Origin of the sequence: Streptomyces sp. 7N604 (genome assembly GCF_052245475.1) — a bacterium.
In the GTDB taxonomy this organism is placed as follows: domain Bacteria; phylum Actinomycetota; class Actinomycetes; order Streptomycetales; family Streptomycetaceae; genus Streptomyces.
Genome location: NZ_JBQQBX010000022.1, coordinates 135,335 through 151,876, shown reverse-complemented (window position 1 = coordinate 151,876; position 16,542 = coordinate 135,335). Strand labels below are relative to the sequence as shown.

The 16,542-nt window shown below is 73.2% G+C and carries 14 protein-coding genes and 1 pseudogene; 9 read left to right on the top strand and 6 right to left on the bottom strand.

Features of this window, described 5'->3' with window-relative positions; all coding sequences use genetic code 11:
• Window positions 1-7 precede the first annotated feature (7 nt).
• On the bottom strand, window positions 8-568 hold the full coding sequence (locus ACTWP8_RS24440) for a GNAT family N-acetyltransferase (protein ID WP_443324259.1): 561 nt from the start codon (window positions 566-568) through the stop codon (window positions 8-10).
• Between the two features lie 428 nt (window positions 569-996).
• On the opposite strand from ACTWP8_RS24440, the gene ACTWP8_RS24435 reads away from it, so the two are divergent.
• The 4 genes from ACTWP8_RS24435 (at window position 997) to ACTWP8_RS24420 (ending at window position 5,709) form a co-directional block, all read left to right on the top strand.
• Entirely contained in the window at window positions 997-1,944 is a 948-nt protein-coding gene (locus tag ACTWP8_RS24435; protein ID WP_443324258.1) for an ROK family protein, read from the top strand.
• Window positions 1,944-3,101, top strand: a complete 1,158-nt coding sequence (nagA, locus tag ACTWP8_RS24430; protein WP_443324257.1) for an N-acetylglucosamine-6-phosphate deacetylase — start codon at window positions 1,944-1,946, stop codon at window positions 3,099-3,101. The genes ACTWP8_RS24435 and nagA overlap by 1 nt, the downstream gene beginning before the upstream one ends.
• Before the next feature lie 169 nt (window positions 3,102-3,270).
• Window positions 3,271-4,458 carry a 1-phosphofructokinase family hexose kinase gene (locus ACTWP8_RS24425; RefSeq protein ID WP_443324281.1) on the top strand — a complete coding sequence of 396 codons (1,188 nt, stop codon included), beginning with the start codon at window positions 3,271-3,273 and terminating at the stop codon, window positions 4,456-4,458.
• 372 nt (window positions 4,459-4,830) lie between these two features.
• Window positions 4,831-5,709, top strand: coding sequence for a class II fructose-bisphosphate aldolase (locus tag ACTWP8_RS24420; protein ID WP_443324256.1), 879 nt, complete (start codon window positions 4,831-4,833; stop codon window positions 5,707-5,709).
• A gap of 36 nt (window positions 5,710-5,745) precedes the next feature.
• Here ACTWP8_RS24420 and ACTWP8_RS24415 read toward each other — a convergent pair whose 3' ends face one another.
• On the bottom strand, window positions 5,746-6,780 hold the full coding sequence (locus tag ACTWP8_RS24415; protein WP_443324255.1) for a CBM35 domain-containing protein: 1,035 nt from the start codon (window positions 6,778-6,780) through the stop codon (window positions 5,746-5,748).
• A 297-nt stretch (window positions 6,781-7,077) separates the two neighbouring features.
• Entirely contained in the window at window positions 7,078-8,787 is a 1,710-nt protein-coding gene (gene cdgB, locus ACTWP8_RS24410) for a diguanylate cyclase CdgB (RefSeq protein WP_443324254.1), read from the bottom strand.
• A gap of 361 nt (window positions 8,788-9,148) precedes the next feature.
• On the opposite strand from cdgB, the gene ACTWP8_RS24405 reads away from it, so the two are divergent.
• Entirely contained in the window at window positions 9,149-9,649 is a 501-nt protein-coding gene (locus ACTWP8_RS24405; protein ID WP_443319434.1) for a flavin reductase family protein, read from the top strand.
• 132 nt (window positions 9,650-9,781) lie between these two features.
• On the opposite strand, the gene arfB is transcribed toward ACTWP8_RS24405, so the two are convergent.
• Entirely contained in the window at window positions 9,782-10,207 is a 426-nt protein-coding gene (gene arfB, locus ACTWP8_RS24400) for an alternative ribosome rescue aminoacyl-tRNA hydrolase ArfB (RefSeq protein WP_443324280.1), read from the bottom strand.
• Window positions 10,208-10,447: 240 nt separating this feature from the next.
• Here arfB and ACTWP8_RS24395 point away from each other — a divergent pair, with 240 nt between their 5' ends.
• Entirely contained in the window at window positions 10,448-11,023 is a 576-nt protein-coding gene (locus ACTWP8_RS24395; protein ID WP_443319432.1) for a TerD family protein, read from the top strand.
• 126 nt (window positions 11,024-11,149) lie between these two features.
• Here the strand turns inward: ACTWP8_RS24395 and ACTWP8_RS24390 are convergent.
• Window positions 11,150-12,130 (bottom strand): annotated as a pseudogene (locus ACTWP8_RS24390) (SIS domain-containing protein); the annotation flags it as partial.
• A 351-nt stretch (window positions 12,131-12,481) separates the two neighbouring features.
• On the opposite strand from ACTWP8_RS24390, the gene ACTWP8_RS24385 reads away from it, so the two are divergent.
• The 3 genes from ACTWP8_RS24385 to otsB all read left to right on the top strand — a co-directional run bounded on the left by ACTWP8_RS24385 (window position 12,482) and on the right by otsB (window position 14,913).
• Window positions 12,482-13,714 (top strand): extracellular solute-binding protein, encoded by a 1,233-nt coding sequence (locus tag ACTWP8_RS24385; protein WP_443324253.1) that lies wholly within the window; start codon window positions 12,482-12,484, stop codon window positions 13,712-13,714.
• Between the two features lie 13 nt (window positions 13,715-13,727).
• Window positions 13,728-13,976, top strand: coding sequence for a DUF3263 domain-containing protein (locus ACTWP8_RS24380; protein ID WP_443324252.1), 249 nt, complete (start codon window positions 13,728-13,730; stop codon window positions 13,974-13,976).
• A gap of 94 nt (window positions 13,977-14,070) precedes the next feature.
• Window positions 14,071-14,913, top strand: a complete 843-nt coding sequence (otsB, locus tag ACTWP8_RS24375) for a trehalose-phosphatase (protein WP_443324251.1) — start codon at window positions 14,071-14,073, stop codon at window positions 14,911-14,913.
• A 49-nt stretch (window positions 14,914-14,962) separates the two neighbouring features.
• On the opposite strand, the gene ACTWP8_RS24370 is transcribed toward otsB, so the two are convergent.
• Window positions 14,963-16,417 (bottom strand): alpha,alpha-trehalose-phosphate synthase (UDP-forming), encoded by a 1,455-nt coding sequence (locus tag ACTWP8_RS24370; protein ID WP_443324250.1) that lies wholly within the window; start codon window positions 16,415-16,417, stop codon window positions 14,963-14,965.
• Window positions 16,418-16,542: the final 125 nt, after the last annotated feature.

Sequence of the window (16,542 nt, the reverse complement as noted above, 5' to 3'; positions counted from 1 at the left end):
CTGGGAGTTACTCCCTTACGCCCGGAAAGTCCCCTGATTCCCGGAGGTCCTTGCGCAGCACGAGGCACGGCCGGTGCAGCCGCCGGTCCTCCCGGTGGTCGATGACCTCGTAACCGAGGGCGGTCCAGAACGCCAGCGCCTTCGGATTGTTCTCCAGCACCGCGAGCCGTACGCCCTCGTGCCCCGCGGCCCGCAGCCGCTCCTCCACGAGCTGGGCCAACTCCTGCCCGTGCCCGGTCCGCTGCTCCTGTCCATGCACCATCAGCAGGCCGATCCACGGATCCGGGTCGTCCGGATCCGGGTGCTCGGCGAGCGTGATGGCCACACCGAGCAGCTGGTGCCCCTCCCGGCCGAGCAGCACCTCGGCCGCGGGATGCGCCAGTTCCTGCCGGATGCTCGCCGCGACCTGCTCGGGACGGATGTCCTCGGGGTCGGGGAAGTCGCCGCTGATCCGCTGGAAGACGGGGTCGGAGCGGTAGAGCGCCGTCAGCTCGTCGAGCAGCGGCGCGGGCAGGCCGTGCGGCCCGTGCGCCTCGTCTTCGGACAGCGTGAGCGTTTCCAGGATCATGCGCCGACGCTAACGCCGCGGAACCCGGCGCACGGGCCCGGCGCGCGCGGTCGGCCCGCGGCGGGCGGCCCACCGGGCCGGCGGGGGCAGCTCTCGATGCGGAACACCGGCGCGGTGGGGTTGGGACGGTATTGGGGGCGGGCGCACGGATGGGCGCCGCGCCCGGCCCGGCGGAACGCCGCCCCGCGGCGGCACGAACCCGTAATCCGCACCCGCCCGCGCCGCCTCGTTCGGGCCCCGCCGCGCAGCCGCACACCCCCCGGCGTCGGCGGCCGGCAGATCCGCGTTGCCCCGCGGCGGCACCGGGCCGCCTGCCCGCCGCGCGGACCTGCGCATCTCGTCCCGCATCCCCTCCCGCGGCTGCGGCCCGCCCGGCGAGGGTGTGAGTGGACTAGACCTCTTGGGGTGGGCCGCGCGAGACTGGTCTCGTGAGAAACGTCATCGCCCTCGACGTGGGCGGCACCGGGATGAAGGCTGCCCTCGTGGCGGCGGACGGCGCGCTGTTGTACGAGGCCCGCCGGGCGACCGGCCGGGAGCGTGGGGCCGAAGCCGTCGTCGAGTCCATCCTCGACTTCGCCGCCGAGCTGCGGCAGCTCGGGCGCGAGCGGTTCGGCGAGCCCGCCGTCGCCGCAGGCGTCGCGGTCCCCGGGATCGTCGACGAGAGCGACGGCATCGCTGTCTACGCCGCCAACCTCGGCTGGCGTGACGTCCCCCTGCGGGCCCGCCTCGCCGAGAGGCTCGGCGCCGACGGGAACGGACGCTGTCCCGTCGCGCTCGGCCACGACGTCCGCACCGGCGGCCTCGCCGAAGGCCGCATCGGAGCGGGCCGCGGGGCTGATCGCTTTCTCTTCCTCCCCCTGGGCACCGGCATCGCCGGCGCCATCGGCATCGACGGCCGGATCGAGGCCGGCGCCCACGGCTGCGCGGGCGAGATCGGCCACATCGTCGTACGCCCCGGCGGCCCCGCCTGCGGCTGCGGGCAGGCCGGCTGCCTGGAGACACTCGCCTCCGCGTCCGCCGTCTCCCGCGCCTGGGCGGAAGCGAGCGGCGACCCGGACGTGGACGCCGCCGACTGCGCGAAGGCCGTCGAGTCCGGCGACCCGCGGGCCCGCGCCGTGTGGCAGGAGGCGATAAACGCGCTCGCCGACGGCCTCGTCACCGGCCTCACCCTCCTCGACCCCCGCACACTGATCATCGGTGGCGGCCTCGCCGAGGCCGGAGAGACGCTCTTCGCGCCGCTCCGGGCAGCCGTCGAGGCCCGCATCACCTTCCAGCAAATCCCCGACATCGTCCCGGCGGCCCTGGGGGACACCGCCGGATGCCTGGGCGCGGGCCTGCTCGCCTGGGATCTTCTCTCCGCGGAGGTAACCGCCTGATGGTGGCTCGTAAGGCAGTCAAGGTTCTCACCGGCGCGCGCGTGGTGCTGCCGACCGGCGTCGTCGAGGGCGGCCGCGTCACGGTCGACGGCCGCACCATCGCGCCGTACGCCGGGGGCGAGGCCACCACCGTCGCCCTGCCGAGCGACCACTGGATCGTCCCCGGCTTCGTCGACATCCACGTGCACGGCGGCGGCGGCGCCTCCTTCTCCGCCGGTACGGCGGAGCAGGCCCTCGAAGTCGTCGCGACCCACCGGCACCACGGCACCACCACGATGGTCGCCTCCACCGTCACCGGAGACCTCGACGACCTGGCCCACCAGGCGTCCGCGCTCTCCGAGCTGGTCGAGCAGGGCGACCTCGCGGGCATCCACTTCGAGGGCCCGTTCATCGCCCGCAACCGCTGCGGCGCCCACGAGCCGACGCTGCTGCGCGACCCCGACCCCGCGGACGTACGGAAGCTGGTCGACGCGGCGCGCGGCACGGCGCGGATGATGACGCTCGCGCCCGAACTGCCCGGCGGCCTGGAGTCCGTACGGCTGCTGGCCGACCACGGCGTCATCGCAGCCGTAGGCCACACCGACGGCTCGTACGACGCGACGCTCGCCGCCATCGAGGCGGGCGCCACCGTGGCGACCCACCTCTTCAACGCGATGCCGCCCCTCGCACACCGCGCGCCCGGCCCGATTCCCGCACTGCTCGAGGACGAGCGGGTGACCGTCGAGCTGATCAATGACGGCGTGCACCTGCACCCGGCCGTCCTCGGCGTCGCCTTCCACCGCGCAGGTGCGGCCCGTGTCGCCCTCATCACCGACGCGATGGGCGCGGCCGGAAAGGGCGACGGCCGCTACCCGCTCGGCGGTATGGACGTCGAGGTCAGGGACGGCGTGGCACGGCTGGTCGAGGGCGGCTCGATCGCGGGCTCGACGCTGACGCAGGACACGGCCTTCCGGCGCGGCGTGACGGTTGACAGACTGCCGGTGGAGCAGGTCGTCGAGGCCATCTCGGCAACCCCGGCCCGGCTGCTCGGCGCGTATGACCGGGTGGGCTCGCTGGAGCCGGGCAAGGACGCCGATCTGGTCGTGCTCGACGCGGAGTTCCGCCTGGTGAGCGTCATGCGGAAGGGGGAATGGGTCGTTTCGCCCGAACTGGGCTGAGAGCGCGACCGGTTGGGCCGGTCACGGGTCTCGCCTGCCGGGAGGCGGCAGTGGCATGATCGCTCGCGCACTTGTACCTACGCGGGCGGGCCTGGGGCCCGGCAGCAGACCGACAGCACTGGAGGGGCAGCCGTTGATCCTCACGGTCACGCTCAACGCCGCCCTCGACATCACCTACCGCGTGCCGCGCCTGCGGGCCTCGGCCACGCACCGCGTGTCCGAGGTATCGGAGCGCCCCGGCGGCAAAGGGCTGAACGTGGCCCGGGTGCTCGCGGCGCTCGGCCACGGCGTCGCGGTCACCGGCTTCGTGGGTGGGGCGACGGGGGAGACGGTGCGCAGGCTCCTCGCGGCGGACACGCACGCGTCCTTGCCCGCCCCGCGGGCGTCCGGTGACTCCGCGCTGGGCGCGGCGCGCCGCCGGACCAGCGACGGTGCGGGGCAGTACGCCACCGCGCCCGGCGGGCGGGCCCGCGATGGGGAGGCCGGGGGCGGGGAAGGCCGGCCCCACACCGGTGCGGCAGGCGGACCGGCGACCGACGCGACCTACGGCGGCGGCCGGTCCCTTTCCGTGACGTCCGGCCCCGGGGCCCACGGCCCAGTCCGGCCCCCGGGGCCGGAAGGCCCGGACTCCCGTTCCCCGGCGGGAGGCCACATCGTCGACGTGCTCACGCCCATCGCCGGGGCCACCCGCCGCACCGTCGGCGTCGTGGACGCGGCCTCCGGGGACACCACGCAGCTCAACGAGCCCGGCCCGGTCATCGCCCGCCCCGAGTGGGACGCCTTCCTGGGCACCTACACCACCCTTCTCGGCGAAGCCGAGGCCGTCGCGCTGTGCGGCAGCCTGCCGCCCGGCCTGCCCGTCGGCACGTACGCCCAGCTGATACGCGAGGCGCAGGCCGCCGGCGTACCCGTCCTCCTCGACACCAGCGGCGAGCCGCTGCGCCGCGGCATCGCCGCGCGCCCCGATCTCGTCAAGCCCAACGCCGAAGAACTGGCCGGGCTCACCGGCTCCACCGAGCCCGTACGCGCCGCGCACGCCACCCGCCGCCGCGGCGCCCGCGCGGTCGCCGCCTCGCTCGGCGCGGACGGGATGTTCGCGGCGACGGCCGGCGGCAGCTGGCAGGCGGCGCCGCCGCGCCGTATCCCCGGCAACCCGACGGGCGCGGGCGACTCGGCCGTGGCAGGCCTGCTGTCGGGCCTGGTCGAGGGGTTGTCCTGGCCGGACCGCCTGGCGCGGGCCGTGGCCCTCTCGGCGGCGACCGTACGGGCCCCGGTGGCGGGCGAGTTCGACCGCGCCACGTACGAGGACCTGCTGCCGCGGGTCGAGGTCGCCGACCGGTCGGACTGCCCGGTCTGACGAGGCCGGGAGGCAGCAGTGACCAGCAGGACAGAGGCACAACCGCCCGCTGCACCCCCGCGCCTCCGGCACGCCCTCCCCACCCACCCGCCCTTAAAGGGGACTCAGATGCCCGGTCGGACGGCGGGAGGCCCGGCGCACAGCGCCGACGTCTTGACGCAGCCGAGCCGCAGCCACGGCTCATGGCGACCAGGCCGCTGCCCGCGGTTCATGGCAATGGCAATCGCGCCGCAGCCCGCGGCTATGTCAACTGGCCCGCAGCTCGCGGTTTACTGCGACCGTGCCTCAGCTCGCGGTTTACGGCAACTGGGGCCGCAGCCGCGGCTCCCGGCCACAACCGGGCCCGCCGCGGCCCACGTTCGGGGAGGGCGCATGCCACTGGTCGGCACAGCCGAGCTCGTCGCGCGGGCACAGGCGGCGGGGCGCGCCGTGGCGGCGTTCAACGTGATCACGCTGGAGCACGCGGAAGCCATCGCGGCGGGCGCCGAGTCCGCGGGCGCGCCCGCGATCCTGCAGATCTCGGAGAACGCCGTGAAGTTCCACGGCGGGCGCCTGGGCCCGGTCGCCGCGGCCGCCGCCGCAGTCGCCCGCGCCTCGTCCGCGCCCCTCGCGCTCCACCTCGACCACGTCGAGTCGGCGGAGCTGCTGCGCGCCGCGCACCCCGAGGGCTTCAGCTCGGTGATGTTCGATGCCTCGAAGCTCAGCTACGGCGACAACGTCAAGGCCACGGCGGAGGCGGTGCGCTGGGGCCACGAGCGCGGCATCTGGGTCGAGGCCGAACTCGGCAAGGTCGGCGGCAAGGAGGGCGAGCCGCCCTTGGACGCGCACGCGCCGGGCGTACGGACCGACCCCGCCGAGGCCGCCGCGTACGCCGCCGCCACCGGCGTGGACGCCCTCGCCGTCGCGGTCGGCAGCTCGCACGCGATGACCGAGCGCACCGCGACCCTGGACCACGACCTGATCGCCCGCCTTCACGACGCCGTCCCCGTGCCCCTGGTCCTGCACGGCTCATCGGGCGTCCCCGACGCCGAACTCCGCCGCGCCGTCGCCTCCGGCGTGTTCAAGGTCAACGTGGGCACGGCCCTCAACACGGCCTTCACCGGCGCCGTACGGGCCTACCTCGACGCGAACCCGAAAACGGTCGACCCGCGCAAGTACCTGGCCCCCGCGCGGGACGCGATGGCGGAGGCGGTCGCCCGCTTCCTCCGTACGGTCAGCGGCAGCAGACAAACCGCCGGTCAGCGCGGCTGACGAGCCATCAGTCGGCCACGCCCGTCCGTCGGCTCGTCACCAGCCGTCCGGAGCCCCGCCGCTCCCGGGCCGCAACGCGACCCTGTCGAGGTTGACTTCGCACGCGTTGCCCGTCTCGCACGACAGCTTGATCGTGTTGGTGCCCTTGGTGAGGTTGACCGTGGACCACGTGTGCTGCCAGCCGTGCTCCCAGTCGCCGGCCTTGGCCCCGGCGAAGTTCTTCATGTTGATCGCCTGGGAGGAGGGCTTCCCGTTGGTCGTGAGGGTGAGGTCGGCGTCCTTGCCCGGCACGCCGTACCGCACGTACAGCCGGTACTCCCCGGCCTTGTCGACGTCCATGTTCCAGGTCGCCGCCGCACCCGGGGCGTTCATGCCGACGTATGCGCCCGTGGCGCTCTTGGCGCCCTTGATGCTCGAGTCGGTGGTGGCCGGGCTGTCGACGCGGAGGCTGGCCGCGTCCGCCTTCGGCAGCTCCGTCTGGGGCTCGTCGCCCGGGTCCTCGCTGGGATCGACGCTCTCGGCCGCGCTCGGGGGCGCGGAGTTCCCGGCCTCGTCCTGCTTGCCCTCGCCCCCGGTGTTGTTGGTGAGCATCGCGACCCCGATGCCGATGACGACCACCGCGACGACGGCGATGGCGCCGATGAGCAGGCCCCTGCTGTTCGGGCCGCGCCCGCCGCCACCGTGGGCGCCGCCGTGGGACGGGGGCGCGGGGCGGTTCGGCGTCCCGCCGGGGAAGGTCTCGGGGGCGGCGTAGTGCGGGTTCGTCTGCTGGCCGTAGGACTGCTGCGGCTGCGTCGCGTACGGCGCCTGCTGTCCCTGCTGAGCCTGCTGGCCGTAGCGGCGCTCGCCGACCCGCGAGACCTGGTTGTACGAGGTGCGGGGGACGCCGGGCTGTGCCGGGCTGGGAGCACCTCCCAGGCGAAGCTCTGGGGGAGGGTAGCCGTAGCCGCCGGTACGGGGAGCGGCCGCCGAGTCCGCGCCTGCGCCACCCTCGCCGTCCTCCGAGCGGTACAGGTAGGCGAACGGATCGTCATTCTCAGGCGTGCTCGCGCCGTTGTTCCCGGCCGTCATCCCCTTGTCACTCCCCAACTGTCTTCGGACCAAAGGCGCTCTGGACCCAGAACGCCAGGACAGCTCCTATCAAGGCCGGGGCGACCCCGACAGGCCCAGCGCTGTCCCGATGGCCAATGTTCATGATCGATTCACCGGCGGCGGCCGCTCCGAGGCGCTCGTCCGAAGCCACACCACCCGATCGACCGAGCCTACCCGCTCGCCGCAAGGACCGGTCCGTGTTCACCGCGGTGGAACGGCGGCCGCGCCCGCCCCGCCTGGGCGTCCCCATGCGAGGGCGGTGAGAGGTGAGTCGTGTCACCCCGCCCGGCGGTGCGTCTTCGCGCGGGAGCGCTTCTCCACGTACATCCGCTGGTCCGCCGACTGCAGGACCTCCTCGGCCGACATGCCGCAGCTCGCCCAGCCGATGCCGAAACTCGCCCCGACCCGGACCGCCCGCCCCTCCACGCGGATCGGCGGGATGATCGCGTTGCGCAGCCGTACGGCCAGGTCCTGGGCGTCCGCGCGGCCGAGGCCGTCGGCGAGGACGACGAACTCGTCGCCCCCGAGCCGGGCCACCGTGTCCCCGTCCCGCACGCCGTTGGTGAGCCGCCGGGCGACCTCGATCAGGACGGCGTCACCCGTGTGGTGCCCGAAGCGGTCGTTGATCGACTTGAAGCCGTCGAGGTCGCAGAAGAGGACGGCGAGGCCCTTGGTGCCGTCGTCCTGCTCGCCCTCGGGCGGCGCGACGGAGTGCACATGGTGGTCGTACGGGCCCAGGGGCGGCGGGAACGGGCGACGCCCTGCGTACGGCGCGTCGAAGCCGTCGGAGCGGAAGCCGAGCTCGTCGGTCTCCGCCTCGGCCTCCACAGGACCGTATGCGGCGCCCCCGAACTCGCCGGGCGCCACGTCGAGCGTCTTGCTGCTCGGCCCGTTCTGGGAGGGCAGCGGCGGCCTGCTGCACAGCCGGGCGCCGAGCCGGGCGCGCAGCTCGGCGCTGTTCGGCAGCCCGGTCAGCGAGTCGTGGCTCGCGCGGTGCGCGAGCTGCAGTTCGTGACGCTTGCGCTCCTCGATGTCCTCGACGTGGGTGAGGAGGAAGCGCGGCCCGTCGGCGGCGTCGGCGACCACGGAGTTGCGCAGCGACACCCAGACGTACGTGCCGTCGCGGCGGGCCAGTCGCAGCTCGGCCCGGCCGCCCTCGGCCGAGGTGCGCAGCAGGGTGCCGATGTCCTCGGGGTGCACCAGGTCCGAGAAGGAGTAGCGGCGCATCGCGGCCGCGGGGCGGCCCAGCAGCCGGCACAGCGCGTCGTTGGTGCGCAGCAGGCGTCCGTGCTGGTCGCCGCCCATCTCGGCGATGGCCATCCCGCTGGGCGCGTACTCGAAGGCCTGGCGAAAGGACTCCTCGCTGGCGCGCAGGGCCTGCTGCTCGCGCTCGAGCCGTACGAGCGCGCGCTGCATGTTGGCGCGCAGCCGCGCGTTGCTGATGGCGATGGCGGCCTGGAAGGCGTACATCTGCAGCGCCTCGCAGCCCCAGGGGCCGGGCTTGCGTCCGTTGCGCGGCTTGTCGACGGAGATCACGCCGAGCAGCTCCTCGCCGGACGAGTACATGGGCGCCAGCAGCCGGTCCATCGGGTGCCACTCGTCGGCGAACCGCGGGATCGGGCCGTCGTTGCGCCACTGCGGGATGTCGTCGTCGTCCAGCACCCAGCCCTCGGTGTGCGGGATGAAGCGCAGCGCGCCCCAGTGCTCGCCCATGGACAGCCAGCGGTCCCAGGCGGTGCGGGAGCCGACCCGGCCCGCCATGAGGGCCTCGGCGCCCGCGCTGCCGGCGACGGCTGCGACGACGAGGTCGCCGTCGGGCCGTACGAGATTCACGGCGGCAAGCTCGTAGCCGAGCCCGTTGATGACACCGTCCGCGACGGTCTGCAGGGTGTCGGCGAGGCTGCGGGCGGTGTTCAGGTCCGCGACGACGTGGTGCAGTTGCCGCAGGGTCGCGAGCCGGACGTACGGCTCCGACTCCGTCTCCATCGCTCGCACCCCCCGAGACCTGACAGCAACTCCAGGGTCAGACATCCGATTGCCACGGCCACTGAATCACAGCGAGCTGCTCACTCGGTACACAGGGTCAACAATTACCGCTTGCTGTGACTCAAGTCACAGTCAGTGATGAATCGTTGCAGCCCAAGGGTGGGAGCGCTCCTACAGTTCTTGATCGCAAATTCCGGATCCGGGCGGCACACCGGGCCCGTACCGGCGAGTACGTCGGATGGCCTAGGTCCCGGCTGGTTCCCGGGTCCGATGCGGGTCCGCGGCGGCGGCCGCTAGCGTTCTTCGCGTGTTGCAGAGGACCCCGCCCCCGCGCCCAGAGGCCATCCCCCATGCTGATGGGGTGAGTGACGACGAGTTCCGCGCCGCCATGTCCCGGCTTGCCGCGGGTGTGGTGCTGCTGACCGCATTCGACCCCGAGGACGGGCCGCGGGGCGAGGACGTCGGCATGACGGCGACGGCGTTTATGTCGGTGTCACTTGACCCGCCGCTGGTGATGGTGAGCGTTCGCAACGAGTCGCGGATGGACGAACTTCTGGAGCGTCAACCGCTGTGGGGGGTGTCCGTACTCTCCGAAAGCCAGCGGCACATCGCCGGACGGTTCTCGATGAAGGGGCGGATCAGCGACCGGCTGCTCTTCGAGGACATCGCGTACGAGCGCGGGGAGGCGTCGGGGGCGCCGCTGGTCGGCGGGGCGCTCGCGGTGCTGGAGTGCCGTACGGAGCAGCGGGTGCGGGCGGGGGACCACACGCTGGTGATCGGACGGGTGCTGACGGCCCGTACACCGAGCGCGGAGGGCGGGCCTCTCCTGTACTTCCGCGGCCGCTACCGGCTGCTGGGGTAGGGCGGTTCGGCCCCGGACGGACCGGCCCGGGCGAGCGGACCGGCCCGGCGTGCGGACACCCCCGGCGGGCGGGGAGCCGGGGGGAGAGCCGGTGGTGGGGAGCGGGGGGAGGACGGGCGGGAAGCCGCGGGACTACCAGTCGCGGCCGCTGCGGCCGCGCTTGATGTCGCCGCGCTGCTTCTTCTGGCGCAGCCGCCGCTCGTTGATGCCCCGAGGGATACGGGTCGGGCGGCGCGGCTTGGGCGGCGGCGCGGTCGCCTCGGCGAGGAGGGCGGCAAGGCGGACCGCCGCCGTCTCGCGGTTGCGCCACTGCGAGCGGTGCTCGGAGGCCCGTACGGACACCACGCCGTCGACCAGGCGCCCCGCGAGCCGTTCAAGGGCCCGCTCCTTCCACACCGGCGGCAGCGCTTCGGTCGCGGCGAGGTCGAAGCGCACTTCGACCTGGCTGTCGCTGGTGTTGACGTGCTGGCCGCCGGGCCCGGAGGAGCGCGAGAAACGCCACATGAGCTCGGCCTCCGGGAGGGAGACCGAGCCGCGGATGACGTAAGGCCCGGACATGCTTCCCATGATCCCGCCCCGGCCCGCGGCCGTCACCCGTTTTTCCGTGCGCCGGGGCGCGGGGCGACAGGGGCGCGGCGGTGGCGGGGCGGGGACGGGGGCGGGGACGGGGCGCGCAGGGCGCGTAAAGAAAGTAAAGCGGGCCGGAACCCGGCGGTGCTCTCCTGGCGTTGTGGAGGGTGACGGTAGCTTCGTCACCGGCACGGAGCCCGAGACACTGACGAGGAAAGGGACATCCCCATGGCTGTAAGCCTGTCCAAGGGCGGCAACGTCTCGCTCACCAAGGAGGCCCCGGGCCTCACCGCCGTCACGGTCGGCCTCGGCTGGGACGTCCGCACCACCACCGGCACGGACTTCGACCTGGACGCGAGCGCGATCGCCGTCAACCCGGGCGGAAAGGTCGTCTCCGACGGCCACTTCGTCTTCTTCAACAACAAGTCCACCCCGGACCAGACAATCGTGCACACGGGTGACAACCGCACCGGCGAGGGCGCGGGCGACGACGAGGCCATCAACGTGAACCTGGCCGGTCTCCCGGCCGACGTGGACAAGATCGTCTTCCCCGTCTCCATTTACGACGCGGAGTCCCGCAGCCAGAACTTCGGCCAGGTGCGCAACGCGTACATCCGCATCATCAACCAGGCCGGCGGCGCCGAGATCGCCCGCTACGACCTCAGCGAGGACGCGGCGACCGAGACCGCGATGGTCTTCGGCGAGCTGTACCGCAACGGCGCGGAGTGGAAGTTCCGCGCGGTCGGCCAGGGTTACGCGTCCGGCCTGGCCGGCATCGCCCAGGACTTCGGCGTCAACGTCTGAGGTCGCGCCCGGCGTCCCGACTGACGCTGAGCCGCCGGCGGCGCAGCGACGCGGCGACGCAATGCGGAGGCCCGGGACCCGAAAGGGCCCGGCCCTCCGCGCGAGCTGAGCAGGTTGTGGGCATGCGTTCCGCGGCCGGTCCGGGTCGTAGCCCCTCGCCTCCGCCACCGCGACCGCCAGCCGCTGAGCGCGGATCAGATCCGCCATCGGGTCCAGCGCCCGCGGCCCCGTCGAGCCGTCCGAGTCGGCGAGCAGCGCGCCGCCGACCCGGGCGACATCCGCTGCCAGCCCCTCCGGCAGCGCACCGAACACCCAGGCAACGCGCCCCGGCCCGGTGATCGAGATCGGCCCGTGCCGGTACTCCATCGCCGGGTAGGACTCCGTCCAGGCCCCCGCCGCTTCGCGCATCTTCAGGCCCGCCTCCTGCGCGAGGCCGTATGTCCAGCCGCGCCCCAGGAAAGTCCACTGCTCGGCCGCGAGCACCGTCTCCGGTACCGGCTGGGTGACGGCGAGTTCGGCGTCGACGGCGGCTTCGGCGACCGTCTTCACGCCCGCGGGGAGCGGCCCGTGCGCCTCGAGACCGGCTCGCAGGTACGCGAGGGCCGTGGTCGCGAAGCGGGTCTGGACGACTGACTCCTCGTCAGCCCAGTCCAGCACCGCCACGGCGCCGGCCGCCTCCAGCACCGGCGTCTTCGGATCCCCAGTGAGAGCCGTAGTCGCAGGGGCGGCGGGGGCAGGGGAGGTGGTCGCAGTGGTGGCGGCCGCGCTCGTCGCACCCGTACGGCCGCGCAGCGAGGCCAGGAGGTCCAGGACCTCCGTCGTCGTCCCGGACCGGGTGATGGCGACGACCCGGTCGTACGGGCGCCCGAGCGGGAACTCCGACGCCGCGAAGGCGTCCGTCTCGCCCTGCCCCGCGGCCTCGCGCAGCGCCGCGTACGCCTGCGCCATGAACCACGACGTGCCGCACCCGGTCACCGCCACCCGCTCGCCCGGCCGCGGCAGACCCGCCCCGGCGGCCGCGGCCTCCGCCGCGCGCCGCCAGCAGCTCGGCTGGGTGGCGATCTCGGCTGCGGTCCTCGAGGTCGGGGGCTGCTCTGCTGCCGCCATGTCGGCTGCTCCTTCAGTGGGGTTCGGCGCGGTCGATGCGGTCGGGGCGGGGCGGTCCGGGCGGTCGATGCGGGTCAGCGCTTGGGCTTGCAAGCGGTCGTGGAGGCGATCCCGAGCTCTGTCCCCCTCGTGAATAGCAGTCCTGACCTGCGGGAGGAAAGGGCGATTCTTACGAGCGGGTTCCTTTGGTGTAGACCTGGTGTAGACCTTAGGGGGCGCGCGGGCGAATACCCGCTCCTTCATGCCGGAGCGAGGACGCGCTGACTACCAAGTGACGTTCAGGACAAAAGGGTGGTATTCGCAGTGCAGCGGCGGTTCTTGGGCTTGATGGCAACAGGTGTCGCAACAGCCATGGCGCTGTCCCTCACCGGCTGCGGACGTGACTTGTCCGTCGGCGACGTGACGCTCGAGCTCGTCGCGGCCGACTACGGGGACTCGGCCGCCAACGGTTCCAGGAAGTACTGGGAGCAACTGGCCGGGGAGTTCGAGGCCGAGAACCCCGGCATCCACGTCGACGTCTCCGTCTACAGCTGGAACGACGTCGACCGCGAGGTCGCGGAGATGGTCAGGCGCGGCGAGGCCCCGGACATCGCCCAGATCGGCGCCTACGCCGACTACGCGGCCGAGGGCCGCCTCTACAGAGCCGACGAACTGCTCTCCATACCCACCCAGGCGGACTTCCTGCCCGGCCTCGCGCAGGCGGGCGAGATACGCCGCATCCAGTACGGCCTGCCGTTCGTCTCCAGCACCCGGGTGCTCTTCTACAACAAGACGCTGTTCGCCGAGGCCGGGCTCAACGGGGCGCCGACGACCTGGGCGGAGCTGCGGCAGGACGCCGAGGCGCTGAAGAAGGTCGGCGTCCAGGTGCCGTACGGGCTGCCGCTCGGCCCTGAGGAGCCGCAGGCCGAGGCGCTGAACTGGATGCTCAGCGGTGGCGGCGGTTACATCGACAACGTTGGCAACTACACCCTCGACTCCGCGGAGAACGTCAGGGCGTTCGAGTGGCTGCGCGACGAGCTGGTCGCCCCAGGCCTCACCAACCCCAAGCCCGGTTCGACCGACCGCAAGGAAGTCTTCGACGCCTTCTCGCGCGGGCGGGTCGGCATGCTCAACGGCCACCCCACGCTCATGCGGCTGGCGGACGCCAAAGGCGTGAAGTACGGCATGGCGCCGCTGCCCGGCAAGGACGGGCCGTCCTCGGCCACCACCGGTGTCGCCGACTGGATGATGGCGTTCAAGCAGAACCGGCATCGCGAAGAGGCCGGCAAGTTCCTCGATTTCGTATACAGCGAGGAGAATGTGCTGAAGTTCGCGGACCAGTACGACCTCCTCCCGGTCACCAACTCCGCGTCCGAGGCGATGCGCGCCGACAAGCGGAACAAGCACCTCTGGGAGTTCCTCGACCAGTTGCCGACCGCCGAGTTCTACCCGGTGAGCAAGCTCTCCTGGGGCCCGGTCGTCTCCAAGCTCAAGAAGTCGATCGGCGCGACCGTGGAACCGGGCGGCGACCCGGCGAGCGTGCTCGGCGCGCTGAAGCGCGACGCCGAGGCGACCGAGAGCGCGGCCAGGAGCACCATCGGGTAGGGCCGTTATGGTGATGGGCATGAGGGAAGGGGAGAGCGGGGAGCTGTCCGACAGGGACCGCGCCGTGCTCGGCGTGGAGCGGCGCAGCTGGGCGGGGCCCGGTGCCAAGGAGCGCGCCATAAGGGAGCAGCTCGGCATCTCGCCGACCCGCTACTACCAGCTCTTGAACGCCCTGCTCGACGACCCGCGGGCCCTCGCCCACGACCCGGTGACGGTCAACCGCCTCCGCCGCATCCGCGAGACCCGGCGGCACAATCGCTAACGGGTCGTGCCCACCCTCCCCCACAGCCTGAACGGCATGGGGGCACCCCCATCGCCCTGCGGAACGGCTGCCCACAAACCGATAGGGTCGCCGTATGGGCATTCCGGACTCCCTGCCGACCCCGGTCACACCCGCGGGCCGCGCCGGCCTCGCCGCGCTGCTCGAGCGGCCCGAACAGGCCGTCGTGGCCCTCGACTTCGACGGCACGCTCGCCCCGATCGTGCCCGACCCCGACCAGGCGCGCGCCCACCCGGGCGCCGTGCCGGCGCTCTCCCGGCTGGCCCCGCTGGTCGGCTCGGTCGCCGTGATCACCGGCCGCCCCGCCAGTGTCGCCGTCCGCTACGGGGGCTTCGCGGGCGCCGCGGGCCTGGAGCACCTCGTGGTCCTGGGGGCGTACGGCGCGGAGCGCTGGGACGCGGCCTCCGGCGCCGTGCAGGAGCCGGAACCGCACCCCGGCGTCGCCGCCGTACGGGCCGAACTCCGCGGCGTCCTCGACCGCGACGGCACCTGGCGCGGCACGTACGTGGAGGACAAGGGCCGCGCCATCGCCGTCCACACCCGCCGCGCCGACGATCCGCAGCGCGCCTTCGAGCAGCTGCGCGAGCCGCTGTACGCGCTGGCCGAGCGGCACGGCCTGATCGTCGAGCCGGGCCGCCTCGTGCTCGAGCTCCGCCCGCCGGGCATGGACAAGGGCGTCGCGCTCGCGGAGTACGTACGGGAGTCCGGCGCGGGTGCGGTGCTCTACGCGGGCGACGACCTGGGGGACCTCGCCGCCTTCGGTGTGGTGGAGAAGCTCAGGTCCGACGGCCTGCCGGGAGTCCTGGTCTGCAGTGGCAGCACTGAGGTCACCGAACTCGCCGAACGCGCGGATGTCGTGGTCGACGGCCCCGCCGGGCTGGTCGACCTGATCAACGCCTTGGCCGACGCGCTGTCGTAGCCACGTGTCGCATGCGTTCCGCCCCGCGGAACGCGTGCCCACAACCTCGTCATCCCGCCCGGAGGGCGTTGAGCTGGTCGAGGAACCACTGCTGCGGGGGCAGCGCAGTCGCCGCCGCAGCCAGCCGCTTCGTGCGCTCCGCACGCTCCCCGGCCGACAGCATCAGCGCCTGGTGCAGTGCATCCGCCGTCCCCGTCACGTCGTACGGGTTCACGACGACCGCCTCCTCGCCGAGGTCCTCGTACGCGCCCGCCTCCCGCGACAGCACCAGCACGCAGCCCTCGTCCGAGACGACCGGAACCTCCTTCGCGACGAGGTTCATGCCGTCGCGGATCGGGTTGACCAGGGCCACGTCCGCCAGCCGGTACGCGGCGAGCGAGCGCGCGAAGTCGTCCTTCACGTGGAGGATCACCGGGTGCCAGGCCTCCGTACCGAACTCGGAGTTGATCTCCTCGGTGACCCGCTGCACCTGCTCGGTGTAGTGGCGGTAGACGGCCAGGTCCTGCCGGGACGGATAGGCGAAGGCCAGGTGGACGACCAGGCCCCGCCACTCGGGGTGGTCGGTGAGCAGCTGCCGGTAGGCCTGGAGGCCGCGCACGATGTTCTTCGACAGCTCGGTGCGGTCCACCCGGACGATCACCCGCCGGTCCCGGCCGCCGATCTGCTCGCGCAGGGCCGCCATCCGCTCGACCACGTCCGGCCGGTGCGCCCGCTCCCGCAGGAAGTCCGCGTCGGCGCCGAGCGCGTGCACGCCGAGCCGGGTCGTACGGCCCTCGTACGTGACGGCTTCGTGCTCGGTGTCCACCTGGGCGCCGAGCACGTCCGCGGCGCAGGCGGCGAACGCGTTCGCCCAGCGGTGGGTGAGGAAGCCCGCCCGGTCCGCGCCGAGCATGCCGCGCAGCAGCTGCCGCGCGATGTCGTCGGGCAGCAGCCGGAAGTAGTCCAGGGGCGCCCAGGGCGTGTGCGAGAAGTGGGCGATGCGCAGGTCGGGGCGGCGCCTGCGGAGCATGCCGGGGACCAGGCAGAGGTGGTAGTCCTGCACCAGGACCGCGGCGCCCTCTGCGGCCTCCTCGGCGAGGGCGTCGGCGAACGCCGCGTTGTACGTCTCGTACGCCGCCCACTGGGCGCGGAACTCGGCGCCGAAGGCCGGCTCGAGCGGGGTCTGGTAGAGCATGTGGTGCACGAACCACAGCACGGAGTTCGCGATGCCGTTGTAGGCGTCGGCGAAGACTCCGGGGTCGATGTCGAGCATCCGCACCTGCTGGCCGCCGGTCTCGGCGGGGTCGAGGCGAGTGCCCGAACGGCGTACGGCCTCGCGGTCGCCGTCGCCGAGCGCCGCGCACACCCACAGCGCGCCGGCGTCAGGGCCGATGGCCGAGAGGCCGGAGACGAGCCCGCCTCCGCCGCGCCTGGCGGCGAGCGAACCGTCCTCGTGCAGGGCGTACGAAACCGGGCCGCGGTTGGACGCGACGAGAACCTGGGCAGCCTGCTGCTCTGCGACCATGCCGCGAGCCTAGCCCGCCACAGATCCGCGCAAACGTGCGCTTCACCACCACCGGTTTGTGGGCTTTCGTTCCGCGGGGCGGTGGGGGAACCCCTATCTCCCTGAGGAAAAAAAGCCCACAACCA

Bases quoted from the DNA above. Each gene is read 5' to 3' on its own strand.
- ACTWP8_RS24440 (WP_443324259.1), bottom strand. From the start codon at position 568: ATGATCCTGGAAACGCTCACGCTGTCCGAAGACGAGGCGCACGGGCCG.
- nagA (WP_443324257.1), top strand. From the start codon at position 1,944: ATGGTGGCTCGTAAGGCAGTCAAGGTTCTCACCGGCGCGCGCGTGGTG.
- ACTWP8_RS24420 (WP_443324256.1), top strand. From the start codon at position 4,831: ATGCCACTGGTCGGCACAGCCGAGCTCGTCGCGCGGGCACAGGCGGCG.
- ACTWP8_RS24415 (WP_443324255.1), bottom strand. From the start codon at position 6,780: ATGACGGCCGGGAACAACGGCGCGAGCACGCCTGAGAATGACGATCCG.
- cdgB (WP_443324254.1), bottom strand. From the start codon at position 8,787: ATGGAGACGGAGTCGGAGCCGTACGTCCGGCTCGCGACCCTGCGGCAA.
- arfB (WP_443324280.1), bottom strand. From the start codon at position 10,207: ATGTCCGGGCCTTACGTCATCCGCGGCTCGGTCTCCCTCCCGGAGGCC.
- ACTWP8_RS24395 (WP_443319432.1), top strand. From the start codon at position 10,448: ATGGCTGTAAGCCTGTCCAAGGGCGGCAACGTCTCGCTCACCAAGGAG.
- ACTWP8_RS24385 (WP_443324253.1), top strand. From the start codon at position 12,482: ATGGCGCTGTCCCTCACCGGCTGCGGACGTGACTTGTCCGTCGGCGAC.
- ACTWP8_RS24380 (WP_443324252.1), top strand. From the start codon at position 13,728: ATGGGCATGAGGGAAGGGGAGAGCGGGGAGCTGTCCGACAGGGACCGC.
- otsB (WP_443324251.1), top strand. From the start codon at position 14,071: ATGGGCATTCCGGACTCCCTGCCGACCCCGGTCACACCCGCGGGCCGC.
- ACTWP8_RS24370 (WP_443324250.1), bottom strand. From the start codon at position 16,417: ATGGTCGCAGAGCAGCAGGCTGCCCAGGTTCTCGTCGCGTCCAACCGC.